The organism is Clostridium sp. 10cd* (assembly GCF_044336395.1).
Classification (GTDB): domain Bacteria; phylum Bacillota_I; class Bacilli_A; order Erysipelotrichales; family Erysipelotrichaceae; genus Clostridium_AQ; species Clostridium_AQ innocuum.
Genome location: NZ_CP172347.1, coordinates 746177 through 758390, shown reverse-complemented (window position 1 = coordinate 758390; position 12214 = coordinate 746177). Strand labels below are relative to the sequence as shown.

Sequence of the window (12214 nt, the reverse complement as noted above, 5' to 3'; positions counted from 1 at the left end):
TTCTCCTTTTCCCTCACTCATTTAACAATGACAGCACAGTGTCAAATCCTTTTTCTCCGTCCAATGTTGAATAAACGAAATTATCCAGTACTGCATATGGTTTATGATGCACAGCACAAATATCCCGTATCATGTCCTCATTGAATTTCATTTGCGGTGCAACGAGTACCACATCAAATTCATCGACAACCTCTGACAGCTGAGAATAACTGTATGCATCAGAAACAGCATCATAGCCCCTCGCTATTCCTGCCTTTCTAATCTTCTGTGCAATCATTCCACTTGATACACCATTTCCGCAAATCAGTAAAATCTTCATGTAATTCATCTCCTTTCACTCTTTGCATTTTCATTATCACATAAGCTCGAACATCTGTCTTTCCATAAATTTCCTAGGTATAGGAAAAGAATTATTTGGTACCTTTTGGTAAATATATTTATAATATATACATAGAGGGTATATTGGGAGAATAAGGAGATCGTTATGGATAAGAAAAAGAAACTGCTTGCTTTATTATCAAGTGCAAATCATCCTGTTACAGGAAAAGAGCTTTCTTCACGCCTCAACGTTTCAAATCGTACGATTCGAAATTATATCCGTGAAATAAATGAGGAAAAACTTATCATTCAATCTTCTAGCAATGGCTACTGGATAACAGTATTAGATAGTCCATGTAATAAAAGGAAGATTGAAAGTTCCCTCGTTTATGATTTCTCGTCACAAAATGAACGTCTTTTATATATAGCAGAAAGGATCATCACTTCATCAGAGGAAGCAGATCTTTATGATATAGCAGATGACATTTATATCAGCTATTCCACCATTGAGAAAGACCTGATACAAATTCGCGGTATTATAAAAGATTTCCATCTCACTCTTCTGCGTGGTAACGGGAAAGCCACCATCCAAGGTAGTGAAGAGAGCAAGCGTTCTTTTATACGCTATCTGCTTTCTCAACAAGATTCTGCAACTGTGCAAAATACGCTCCATGCCATATGTGAAGATATACATATTCCCTTCGATACGCTTAAGGATCTGATTATTTATCAAACCCGTCAGCAAAAGCTTTATGCCAGTGATTATGCGATAAAAAATATTTTAACGCATGTCATTATAACTTTATCAAGATTACAAAATAAGTATTCTTTGCAATTACAAAGTTCTCCTTCGGCAAAGGAAAAGGAACCGGAAAGCATTTGTGCAGCAAATATCATTCAGGAAATAGAAACAAACTATAATATTATGTTTAATACAGAGGAGAAAAATCAGCTGATATTTTTACTTATGAGTAAAACTACTAGATTGGATCACAATAATCAAACTAGAAAGTATACACAGGATTTCATAAGTCTGGAATACATAGAGTTTACAAAACAGTTGGTAGAGAATATCAATTATATTTATTATATTGATCTAAACGATTCTGATTTTATTAACTTTTTCTCCCTCCATTTGAAAAACGTATTGTTTCGATGGAACAACAATACCTTTAATACCAATCCTTTCAGTGATCAGATTTTTATTCAGAATCCGCTCATCTATGATATTGCCGTTTATATAGCGAATGAAATTCGAAATAGATATCACTGTAAGCTGAATAAAGATGAAATCACCTTCATATCTTTACATATTGGAGCAGTTATCGAAAAAAAAGCGGAAGAAAGCCATACGTATAAAGCCCTGCTTATAATGAATGAATACTATTATCCGGTTTCAAATTACCTTTATCAATTCCAAAAAGAATTTCAGAATAAAATTGACATAGTTTCCATTATGCAAAGTATTCATTCGATAGATACAGAAGGTATAGATTTTATCATAGATGCGTCCGGAGAACAAAACAGATCATATGCTGTTCCAATGGTATATATCAGCCCTCTTTTCGATAGAAAAGATTTGAATAAAGTATATGATTTCCTTAATAAACTTATTGACCAGCAACATACAAATACGATGAAGCATCAATTCCATTCCTTTTTCTCTAAGGATATGTTTGAACTGGAGCATTACGAGCTTGATGCAAATGCCATGATAAGATATATCTCACAAAAACTTATTGATGCAGGAATTGCACCTGCATCCTTCACACAGTCTGTCTTGGAGCGTGAAGAAATAACCTCAACAAGCTTTGACAACAAAGTTGCAATACCACATTCTATACTTTGTTCGACAAGCAGAAACTGCTCTTATGTAATCGTCAATAAAACGCCAATGAAATGGGGCTATTTTGAGGTCAATATTATAATTATGATTGGTATAAATCACAATCAGAGAAGATTTTTTAAAGAGCTTTATAGTAATTTATTGGAAAAGCTCCAAGATATGACCATCATACAGGAATTGATCAAAGTAAAGTCCTACGATGCGTTCATTAAACTTCTTACCGGTGAATGCTGATATATTTTTTACTCTGAAACAAACTGCGTGGAAAAGCAGAGGACTTAAAATCCTCTGCTTTTTCTAGTGGTATTAAGCGTTTTATAATATTCCTGAACCTGCCTCATGATTGTCAATTTTCCAGATCTTCGCAATCCTGTAATCACTTTAATTACATCCATATCTTTAAAGCAAGCAATTTTAGAATGTAATTCTCACGATATAGCATAAACTTCACCCCTTCATTTCGATTATACTCGAAATAAATTATGTTTTTAATCACTTTATCGACTATAATCGAAATTTTTCGTTAATAGGTTGTGACAAATAAGATGGTATCCTAAAGCTAACGCTTCTCCAGTAATATCAATTTTTGAATGCTATACGAAAAACACGCTTTCTCTGTTTGATCAAATAGGATTTTGCGTGTTTTTCGATTTCACGACTGTTTGTTGTCCCAAATGATTCCAGTATCACAAACAGCATCAATTCTTTTCTTTTATCTGTTTTTATTAAGCTTTGTTATATAACAGGATTTCTTATAAAATGCAATTCCATATCCAATAAAATCAGTATATCCATCTGCAAGATATCCCTCGATATATTGTTTTTCTCTGATTTGTTCTGCGGCTGCTTCACTCTCCGCTTTTAAACTTCTCAGGGATGCAGCATGTTTGCACTCGATGATCAGTCCTCTTTTCGAAAAATCATCCGGTATCACAGCCAAATCAAACCTTCCCATTCCAGATTCACGATTTGAAATGACATGAAATTCCTGAAGCATACCTGTCAGAAATCCATGATAGAAATCTTCCTTCGCATCAAAATAACTGATGGATTGAAATAAAATTGCATTCAATACTTTTCTTGCTTCTTCTTCATCTCCTTTGTATAATGCTGTATAAAAGGAAGTACTGTTTTTCTTTATGACTGCATCAAACCACTGTGAGAATATCTGAACATAAATCATTTCGATTTCTTTATTTGGAATCTTTAAGTAATATCGGTATAAGTCTGATGATTTTTCAATTTTTAAATATCCAGTAAATAACAGAAAACTGTAAATATTATCAATATCATCCATTTCTCGATACGTTAATTCTGATTTAATATTCTTTTCAATTGCATTTCCTTTCATCAATTCATCAAACTCGACTTTCATCTGTGCAGTTCCCTGTTGAATGTAGCGATAAATGATCTCATTACCACTGGTGTTTGCCCAGAATGATTCAGGTACTGGCGATTCCTCCATACCTTTTTTTACATACTTCAAAACGCTCCAGGGATTATATACCTCCGTTTGATTGAACAAATAACCATCACGCCTTGGGCGGGCAGCGCCTACCACTCTTTCACAGTTGCTTCGCAAGAAATCATATCATAGGATTCTAATAGTTCTTTTGTTTCTTCTGATGTAAAGCCAAAACAACTGCTTGATTTTCTTTGAAGTATAGAATATACATTAAAATTATTCAAGCCTGTAAATACGCTCTCTTTGGCGATTCTTAAACAGCCTGTCAATACGCCTTTCCCTAACGCGTCATTCGTTTTCAAAGCTGTACTGAATACATTTCTAAGAAACTCTATCATTTCATCATAGTAGCCATTAAGATAGGCGCTTTGCAGTGGAACATCGCGCCTTGGGCGGGCAGTGCCTATTCATCAATTAAAATGATCGTCTTTTGTTCATAATGTTTTTCCAGAAAAACACTTAAATTGAATAAGGCATCCATAAGTTTATTTACTGGGGCAGCTTCATTCAAATACTGTGACAATAGTTTTCTTTCTGACTCTCGTAATTTAGGGCTATCCAACAGCTCAGCGTATTGATCAACCAGCATAGAGATGATAGATTTAAATTTATCTATTTGCGCTTCAAAATGATTCCTTTTCATATCCTTCAATGTCAAAAACAAAACAGGATACTGATTCTGATGTTTACATGCTTCTTTATCCTTTGAGATTTCTAATCCATTAAACAAATAGCTGTTTTCTTTTTCCTTGTTGGAAAAGAAATAGTATAACACGCCATGGGCGGGCAGCGCCTGCTCATATTTAGCGTTTTCCCAAATCTTCTTGGTCTGGTGTACAAAGCAACCTTTTCGCTAGAAACATCTTTAATCAGCGCCGTTTTATCTACATAATAATACTTATTATCAATCAATTCTTTGAAGTTTTCTATTCCAATCGGCAGCATTTTCATAGGATCATCAGCTCCTTTTTATAGTATCGTCATTATATCACATTTTTATCTTTCCAAGTTCTCTTTTTGAGGTAAACGGAGAGAAACATGCATATGGAACTATGCTTTATTTATTATCATATCCTATTTTCAGTAGAGTGTTTTTATTTCCTTGAATACCTCCCATGTCTTTGGCGTATTTCCCCCTAATCATTTCTAGTATAAAACGTAGATCTACCACCGCCATGACGGGTGATTTCACCCTCATCCACCAATATCTTCAGGGCCTTTTCAACTGCAGCACGCCGAAGTGCAGGTAAGTACTCAACGATCTGAGCTTTTGTAAATTTGCCTATTTGTTCCTTTACGGCATTTCGCACCATTTCCAGAGCCGGTTTCTTTTCTTCGACCAATTCTAAACGATTTTCGAAATCTCTATAGCAAGCTAAAATGACGCCTAGAAGATATTTGATAAAGGGTGTGACATCATTGTCTCCTTCATGCCATCCCTCATCGATATCCTGCAATGCTTCATAATAATTTAATTTTGTTTTAGCAATTTTAGTTTCTATACTGATATATTTTCCCACCTCAAATCCGCTCTTATAAAGAAGCAATGCGGTCATAAGTCTTGACATGCGACCATTACCATCATGCAATACCACATTGGGACTCACAAAGAAATCTATAATTGATTTCCACTTTTTGAGTACGTTCTTTGCCGGTTCCCTCTGCTTGATACACATATATACTGTCAATCAGTTCAACCAGCATAGAACGGTTTAACTCTGTTACATTTTCATACTTGCGTATGGTTTCTAAAAATTTGTTTGTATTTTTCGTCTTGTAGTCCTCGGCTTCGATTTTCTCTTTTAATGCCTTACGCCTTTCTTCAAGTTCTCTCTGCTCATTTTCATAAGTTACAGACATTTTCTCAAAACGTCCATCAGAAATCTTTCCTGCTACATTCTGCTCAAACAGCTTCATTATGATACTGTCAATTTCAGCAATACGCTTTTCTGCCAGTTCCAATTCCTGTTTAAACTGCTTGATTTTCTTACCGCCGCCGGATTCACTCAACACCCTCATTTCTTCAATGAACTGGTCGCCTAATGTTTCCATATTCTTGATATGCTTTTGAATGTCGTCCATGACAATCTTCACTAATGCGTCATAGGAAATTGCATGAGTTGTGCAGAGGTTGCTGTTTCTGGCATATGTCCTGCAACGAAATCTCGGCTCTCTCCCGTTTGGATTGGAGAACGCCATATTGCGTCCACAGTCCGGGCATTTTACAAGCCCCACAAACATATTTGGTCGTCCAGTCTTATTTGGTCTTTTCTTTACACTGATGAATTTCTGTACCAGTTCAAAGGTTTCTTCATCAATGATAGCTTCATGGGTGTTTTTTACAACAATCCAATCTTCCTTAGGAACCGCTACCAGTTTTCTGTTCTTGAATGATTTTGTCTGTGTCTTGTGCGATACCATATGACCGAGATACACTTGATTTTCCAAAATCATCTTAACATTTTTTCCAACCCAGTCGGTAGGGAATCGGAACCCTGTGCTTGTTTCCAGCGTGCCATTCTTCATTGCTCTGTAGGCTCTCGGAATCAAAATCTTTTCTTCACACAATGTTCTTGCTATCTGATGAACACTGTTTCCCTGTTTCGACATTTCAAAAATACGCTTGACGATAGGCGCTGTTTCCGGGTCTATCAGTAGTTTACGCTTATTGTTCGGGTCAACCCTATAACCATACGGAGCGAATGAACCGCAGAACCCGCCACTTAAAGCAGTTGTTTTCTTGACGCTTCGGATTTTCTTTGAGGTATCACGTGCATAATACTCATTCATAATAGATTTGAATGGCATCATCTCGTTATCCTCATATCTTGTGTCAACATCATCATTCAGTGCGATAAAGAGAATGTCATTGTTCGGGAAGATTTCTTCCACGTAATACATGAACATGGCATTGTTGCGACCGAACCTTGACATATCCTTTACCATGATTCCACTAGGCTGTGTATCTTCCATAGCGTCCTCAATCATGCGGTTTAAATCCGGTCTGTTGAATGTTGTGCCGGAATAGCCATCATCTACATACTCGTCAATGATTTCAAATCCTTTTTCCTTTGAATAATATCGGAGCATTTGCAACTGGTTTGTGATACTGTTGCTTTCTTTATCAGCGTCACCATCATCTTTGGATAAACGTGCATATAATCTAACTCTTAATCTTGCTTGCTGTTTCGTCATTTTTACTCCTTTCCAACAGCAAACAAACAACTTATATCCTGTTAATATTATACCACGCTACTTAATTATTTTCAGCCGCTTATTACACTGTTCTCAATTTAATATCCATTGTTTTCCTGCTCGATTTCCTTTTGAATCAGCCTTTTAATCAAATGCTGCAAATCCACTGTACCGGAGAACACTGACGTTACATAAAAGGTCGTATTTCCTATTTTTATTGTATTGGACTGTACTGTTTTTCCTATAATCCCACCTCATTTCTTCCAACAAAAAAACACCATTTCTGGTGTCTTTCTGCTAATCTACACTGATTACTTTGCGTTCATACTTCTTTTCCTGCAAATCAATCTCCGCATAAACCATGTATTTGTCATTAAGTTCCGTCTGTCCAGTCTGAATACAGGTTGTCTGATGAATCTGGTTTATCCACTTTCCTTTCTCTGTGTCAGGACTTTCATGTATATGTCCGTGCAGAGAAAGAAGTGGCTGTTTTTCTTTCAGAAATTCGTAAATATCAACAGAGCATATATCCAAATCTTGATAGCGCAACTGTCCTAATCTCAATCCCGCAGGCGGCATGTGCATAACGTAAACCGCTTTTTGTCTATCGTCCGGCAATGGAAGTTTCTTCAGCACATCACACATATGCGGTAATTCTGTTCTGGAATATTCCAGCCAGTTGTAAATCCTGTCATAATCAACAGCATTAGAGATTCCGGCTACAGGACTTAACTGACGCTGCGGAATATAATGTGTTTCTGTAACAACCCTGTCTTTACAACCGAACGGATGGTCTAAAATATAGTTCATGCCGATAAATTCATATCCATTGACAGAAAATTTCCTACCAGCTATATTGCAGACATTTTCAAATCTGTCGCAAAGATTGTCAAACATTTCATCTGCTGCCAGTAAATCATCATTTCCAAGCATGGCAAGGTATGTGATGTCCTGCTTTTTCAGTTCCTCAAAATATTCATCAAGGAATCCATTGATAAAAAACGATTGCTCACTGTGGCGGTCACATTGTTTTGGTAACATATCCCCGCCATTTACAATGACTTTGATTTCCTTTTCAATGGCTACGTCCAGAATCTTTCTGTACTTCTTTTTATCTCCGTGTAAATCTGTAACATACAATATCTTCATATCACTTTCTACCCCTTTTAATACAGCATTTCTTCCTAATCATAGTTAAAAGTATACCATATCAGAGATAGATTATCAGCAGCTTATATCTGACATACAGACTGCAAAATTTTTGCCTTATGCACCTCCTTTACTGTGTGTTTCCGAAGCAGTCAGATGGCTTTGGAAGCTCCACTGGACTTTCACCATTCTCATTCCTATGAGCAGAACCGCACCATGCGAGTGTATCATTATTCAGATATACAGGTCATGGCAGAACGACCATTCCACAAGTCGCTCTCGGATCATTGCATGAATCGCTCGCTTTTTTAGGTCATGGCGTACAATTTCCGCTGGCTCGCTGCATATCAAACGTATCTGACTGCTTTATTCAGTTGTCAAAGAACTACCGACTGTATTTGCCAGTCTATGAAAATCCACTACCTAGATAATGGACTTTCATAGATTGACAAGCGGAGCAGAGGAAAGGGGAAAATGCTCCGCCCGTCTGAATGATTAGATTACGACTATCTCAAAGTTTGCAATCATATCCATGACTGCTGCCTGTATTCTGCCTTTTAATTCAGAATCCACTACCATGTAGACGTTACCGTATTCGTCATACAATTTGCGTAAGCTCAACTTTGATATGTACCCGTCATAGAAATCCAAGATTTCCTGTATTGCAGTTTCATCACCATTCGTAGCCGCCACAATCACAGCAAACGGTATATGTTTTTGGTCTTTGTCCATGCTTATTCCTCCTCCATCATTTTTCGTAATTCTTCCAGAGTGCTTGTCCTGTGACGGTAAACAGTAGTGCGTACCACGTTCATAAGCTCTCCGATTTCTGCGTCAGACATATCCATAAAGTATGACAACAAAATGATATTGCGTTTTCTCTCTGGCAAACATTTGAGTGCTTTGCTTAACTGGTCGTCAGATACTTGTACTTCCATGCCAAGAACATTGAACGCTGTATAATCGCTGGAATACTTGTCATAAACGCCTGCTTTGTTCAATTCCAAATCTGAAATTTCAGAAAACGGAACTTCATGTTTCAAGCGTCTTGAAATATCACGGTTATACTTCATTGCTGCTCTTTTAATGACTTTCTTTGTAAGGCAATCAAACTGTGCTTGAATAGCCTGTTGGAAAGAAGATGACTTCATGCTGATTCACCTCCTTTCTGCGTGAGAGTAGATGAGGGTGTTTTCCCTCTATCCCCCTTTCCGCACAGTAGCTACCCACGCAGCAGCTATTTGTTGCGTTTTCAGAAATGAACTTGAAAAATATTTTTACGCACGAAAAAAGCACAAGAGAAAAGGCTGTATAGCGTTCTTGTGCTTTATCATTTGTACCTGTTATATGATGTAAAAAACCACATTCAAGGGTGTATTGTCCTGCTATGGTAATTTCAGTTTTTTTGACAATAAAGGGTATGTCATAAAATGTCGATTATGAGATTCTTTCAATGCGGCTACCTCCTAGAGCCGCAAAACAAAAAAACCTTATATGATTTATCCACCGAATTGAGGAAAAAGAAAAACGGCGGCTTTATCTTGACCGCCATCAAATCAGAAATATTTTTGGATAAGCAAAAAGGTTACTGCCGATAACGGTTTTTTTTATTTACCGTATAACAGTAATTTTGTTCTTTTAACACACTAGGAACTGACAAACCATATAACACGTTTTTCTATACCTGTTAGAAAATCAACAGGAACAGTAAAATGTATTGAGGTGATTACATATGCGTAAAAAAGAAGATAAGTACGATTTCAGAGCTTTTGGTCTTGCCATCAAAGAAGCTCGTATGAAACAGGGTCTAACCCGTGAACAAGTGGGAGCAATGATTGAGATTGACCCACGTTATCTGACAAATATTGAAAATAAGGGGCATCACCCAAGTTTACAAGTGCTTTATGACATTGTTCATTTATTGAATGTATCAGTAGACGCTTTTTTTCTTCCTGCTTCTGATCTGGCGAAAAGCACCAGAAGAATACAGTTAGAAAAGCAGCTTGATAACCTGTCTGATAAAGATTTAGTTATCATGGAAAGTGTCGCTGACGGAATTATTAAATCTAGGGAAGTGGAGGAAGATTAAACTTCCTCTTTTTCACTCCCTATACGAGTTGATTCTTTTAATTTTTGAAAACACTCGTCACTGATTACGTGTTCCAGTTTGCAAGCGTCTGATTCTGCTAGTTTTGGGTCTACACCCATTTCTGTAAGATATTTTGTAAAAAAGCAATGTCGCTCATAAATTTTCTCAGCCATAGCCTGCCTACTGTCTGTTAAAAGCAATTGACCATTATTATCCATTAGTAGGAATCCTTGTGTTTTAAGTTGCTTTACTGCATGACTTACACGAGGCTTTGAAAATCCCATATAATCAGCCACATCAATAGAGCGAACCATGCCTTTTTTGATTTTAAGTATAAGTATTGTTTCTAAATAATCTTCTAATGACTTTCCCAATGTCACATTATTATCACCTCTTAAATATTTGATTCAATCAGTTTTTAAATTGTCCACCCAAGACTTTCTTGCTGAATATGATACAATTTTTGATATACACCTTTTTTCTTCATCAATTCATTATGTGTGCCATATTCAACTAATTTGCCATCATCTAATACTAATATTTGGTCTGCGTCTACAACTGTTCTTAAACGGTGAGCAATCATAATTACTGTTTTGTTTTCAACCAATTGAGCTATAGCCTTTTGCACTAAAACTTCGTTCTCCGGGTCAAGAGAAGCAGTTGCTTCATCTAAAAAAATAATTGAAGCATTTTTTAATAAAGCACGTGCAATAGATATTCTTTGTCTTTCACCACCAGATAATGTACTACCATTTTCACCTAAAACAGTTTGATAACCGTCTGGCATATTACGCACAAATTCATCACAGTATGCAGCTTTAGCAGCCGCCATAACTTCTTCCTCTGTGGCGTTAGGGTTTCCAATACTGATATTGTTAAAAACAGTATCATTAAATAATGTTACGTCTTGAAATACAAAAGCCATTTTTCGCATAAGACTTTCTGGCTCCATTGTTCGTATATCTTTACCACCAACACGAATTGTACCTTTCTGTATATCCCAAAATCTTGCAATCAATTTTGAAATTGTACTTTTCCCGCTTCCAGATGAACCTACCAATGCGGTGATACTTCCTTGTGGAATTTTACAAGTCACATCTTTAATGACATCTTTTGTATTATATCTGAATGTAACATGTTCCAACTCTATATCACAATTTTCAATTTCTTTATCATTTCCTTGCATTACAGATGTACTTAAAAGAGTACGCATTCTTTCTGTAACAACATTAAGATTTAGTAATGTAGTTAATTGTGAAAGAATCGCAAGAATTGGTCCATATATACGAGTAACCATCAAAAAGAACATTAGTAATGGGAGCAGTTCTATTTCACCTTTAACTAACAACATTGTTCCAACAAAAATGACAATACCAATTCCGGCTTGCAAAATCATGCTTGCACTCGACATAAATACGCCACAAATCATTTCTACTTTCACAGCAATCTTTTTCATAGATAATAATGCTTTGTTAAGAGCAGAAAAGTGAGAACCACTTAAATTACATGATTTAATAATTTTCATTCCCTCAAGGTATTCTTGTACTTGACTAGAAGCGTCTAGCTTTGCTTGTACTTGTCGTTCAAATAATTTTTTCTGATAGTTCTTACTTAACCAAATTATCAAAAATGCAACTGGCAGCGTAATATACATACATAACGCTAAACGCCAATCAAAGAAAGCAAGTAAAATACAAGTAAGAGTAACAGTAATACCATTTGCAATGAGAGGTGGAATTGTACTACTTAACATTGATTCCATGCTGCTACAATCAGACATCATGTTAGTTGTCAATTCTGACAAATCCTTTGTATTGAAGAAACTCATTGGTAATTTTCTTAAATGCTCTGCAATATTAAGTCTTGTTTTATTTGATTCTTGATAAGACGCAATGTATGTCTTTCTATAATCATTTCTTGCTGCTAAAAACACCAAAACAGCAGAAACAACTCCAATTCCCCAAAGCAACCATATATGATTCCATGCAATTTGCTTTCCTACATACGGGTTCAGTAATTCATTAAATAACATTACTGTAACACAAAACGGTAGCATTAAGGCTAGATTTGTTATCGTACAAGCAACAATAGCTTTTTTTAAATCTTTATAACCTTTATCTGATAGAAAAAGAAACTCTTTTAGTTTTTTCAT

14 protein-coding genes are annotated in these 12214 nt (G+C 36.1%); 2 read left to right on the top strand and 12 right to left on the bottom strand.

Going from position 1 to position 12214, the window contains the following annotated elements; genetic code table 11:
* Positions 1-13: 13 nt before the first annotated feature.
* Entirely contained in the window at positions 14-319 is a 306-nt protein-coding gene (locus tag ACG3M1_RS03850; RefSeq protein ID WP_008818547.1) for a PTS sugar transporter subunit IIB, read from the bottom strand.
* Positions 320-484: 165 nt separating this feature from the next.
* Here ACG3M1_RS03850 and ACG3M1_RS03845 point away from each other — a divergent pair, with 165 nt between their 5' ends.
* Positions 485-2398, top strand: coding sequence for a BglG family transcription antiterminator (locus ACG3M1_RS03845; RefSeq protein WP_257324325.1), 1914 nt, complete (start codon positions 485-487; stop codon positions 2396-2398).
* 478 nt (positions 2399-2876) lie between these two features.
* On the opposite strand, the gene ACG3M1_RS03840 is transcribed toward ACG3M1_RS03845, so the two are convergent.
* From ACG3M1_RS03840 to ACG3M1_RS03800, 9 genes are all read right to left on the bottom strand, one after another.
* The gene (locus tag ACG3M1_RS03840) at positions 2877-3689 is read right to left on the bottom strand and encodes a PD-(D/E)XK nuclease domain-containing protein (protein ID WP_021420130.1); all 813 of its coding nucleotides are present in this window, start codon (positions 3687-3689) and stop codon (positions 2877-2879) included.
* A gap of 29 nt (positions 3690-3718) precedes the next feature.
* On the bottom strand, positions 3719-3967 hold the full coding sequence (locus tag ACG3M1_RS03835) for an AAA family ATPase (RefSeq protein WP_009587805.1): 249 nt from the start codon (positions 3965-3967) through the stop codon (positions 3719-3721).
* A gap of 65 nt (positions 3968-4032) precedes the next feature.
* Complete coding sequence (locus ACG3M1_RS03830) at positions 4033-4359, bottom strand: AAA family ATPase (protein ID WP_009587790.1); 327 nt, start codon at positions 4357-4359, stop codon at positions 4033-4035.
* Positions 4344-4580, bottom strand: a complete 237-nt coding sequence (locus ACG3M1_RS03825; protein WP_008818543.1) for an AAA family ATPase — start codon at positions 4578-4580, stop codon at positions 4344-4346. The genes ACG3M1_RS03830 and ACG3M1_RS03825 overlap by 16 nt, the downstream gene beginning before the upstream one ends.
* A gap of 185 nt (positions 4581-4765) precedes the next feature.
* On the bottom strand, positions 4766-5197 hold the full coding sequence (locus ACG3M1_RS03820; RefSeq protein WP_257318622.1) for a Fic family protein: 432 nt from the start codon (positions 5195-5197) through the stop codon (positions 4766-4768).
* Between the two features lie 13 nt (positions 5198-5210).
* A complete protein-coding gene (locus ACG3M1_RS03815; protein ID WP_009203313.1) occupies positions 5211-6824 on the bottom strand; it encodes a recombinase family protein in 1614 nt (537 codons plus the stop codon).
* A 297-nt stretch (positions 6825-7121) separates the two neighbouring features.
* Entirely contained in the window at positions 7122-7973 is an 852-nt protein-coding gene (locus ACG3M1_RS03810; protein ID WP_009203312.1) for a metallophosphoesterase family protein, read from the bottom strand.
* Between the two features lie 495 nt (positions 7974-8468).
* A complete protein-coding gene (locus tag ACG3M1_RS03805; protein ID WP_005335589.1) occupies positions 8469-8705 on the bottom strand; it encodes a helix-turn-helix domain-containing protein in 237 nt (78 codons plus the stop codon).
* Positions 8706-8707: 2 nt separating this feature from the next.
* Positions 8708-9124 carry a sigma-70 family RNA polymerase sigma factor gene (locus tag ACG3M1_RS03800; protein WP_005335591.1) on the bottom strand — a complete coding sequence of 139 codons (417 nt, stop codon included), beginning with the start codon at positions 9122-9124 and terminating at the stop codon, positions 8708-8710.
* A 581-nt stretch (positions 9125-9705) separates the two neighbouring features.
* Between ACG3M1_RS03800 and ACG3M1_RS03795 the strand changes: the two genes are divergently transcribed.
* The gene (locus tag ACG3M1_RS03795; RefSeq protein ID WP_005335595.1) at positions 9706-10062 is read left to right on the top strand and encodes a helix-turn-helix domain-containing protein; all 357 of its coding nucleotides are present in this window, start codon (positions 9706-9708) and stop codon (positions 10060-10062) included.
* On the opposite strand, the gene ACG3M1_RS03790 is transcribed toward ACG3M1_RS03795, so the two are convergent.
* On the bottom strand, positions 10059-10442 hold the full coding sequence (locus tag ACG3M1_RS03790; RefSeq protein WP_005335597.1) for a metal-dependent transcriptional regulator: 384 nt from the start codon (positions 10440-10442) through the stop codon (positions 10059-10061). The two genes, ACG3M1_RS03795 and ACG3M1_RS03790, sit on opposite strands and share 4 nt — an antisense overlap.
* A 38-nt stretch (positions 10443-10480) precedes the next feature.
* A complete protein-coding gene (locus tag ACG3M1_RS03785) occupies positions 10481-12214 on the bottom strand; it encodes an ABC transporter ATP-binding protein (protein ID WP_005335599.1) in 1734 nt (577 codons plus the stop codon).

Excerpts from the sequence above, each read along its gene's own strand:
- ACG3M1_RS03850 (WP_008818547.1), bottom strand. The coding sequence starts at position 319 with ATGAAGATTTTACTGATTTGCGGAAATGGTGTATCAAGTGGAATGATT.
- ACG3M1_RS03845 (WP_257324325.1), top strand. The coding sequence starts at position 485 with ATGGATAAGAAAAAGAAACTGCTTGCTTTATTATCAAGTGCAAATCAT.
- ACG3M1_RS03835 (WP_009587805.1), bottom strand. The coding sequence starts at position 3,967 with ATGATAGAGTTTCTTAGAAATGTATTCAGTACAGCTTTGAAAACGAAT.
- ACG3M1_RS03825 (WP_008818543.1), bottom strand. The coding sequence starts at position 4,580 with ATGAAAATGCTGCCGATTGGAATAGAAAACTTCAAAGAATTGATTGAT.
- ACG3M1_RS03820 (WP_257318622.1), bottom strand. The coding sequence starts at position 5,197 with ATGTCAAGACTTATGACCGCATTGCTTCTTTATAAGAGCGGATTTGAG.
- ACG3M1_RS03815 (WP_009203313.1), bottom strand. The coding sequence starts at position 6,824 with ATGACGAAACAGCAAGCAAGATTAAGAGTTAGATTATATGCACGTTTA.
- ACG3M1_RS03810 (WP_009203312.1), bottom strand. The coding sequence starts at position 7,973 with ATGAAGATATTGTATGTTACAGATTTACACGGAGATAAAAAGAAGTAC.
- ACG3M1_RS03805 (WP_005335589.1), bottom strand. The coding sequence starts at position 8,705 with ATGGACAAAGACCAAAAACATATACCGTTTGCTGTGATTGTGGCGGCT.
- ACG3M1_RS03800 (WP_005335591.1), bottom strand. The coding sequence starts at position 9,124 with ATGAAGTCATCTTCTTTCCAACAGGCTATTCAAGCACAGTTTGATTGC.
- ACG3M1_RS03795 (WP_005335595.1), top strand. The coding sequence starts at position 9,706 with ATGCGTAAAAAAGAAGATAAGTACGATTTCAGAGCTTTTGGTCTTGCC.
- ACG3M1_RS03785 (WP_005335599.1), bottom strand. The coding sequence starts at position 12,214 with ATGAAAAAACTAAAAGAGTTTCTTTTTCTATCAGATAAAGGTTATAAA.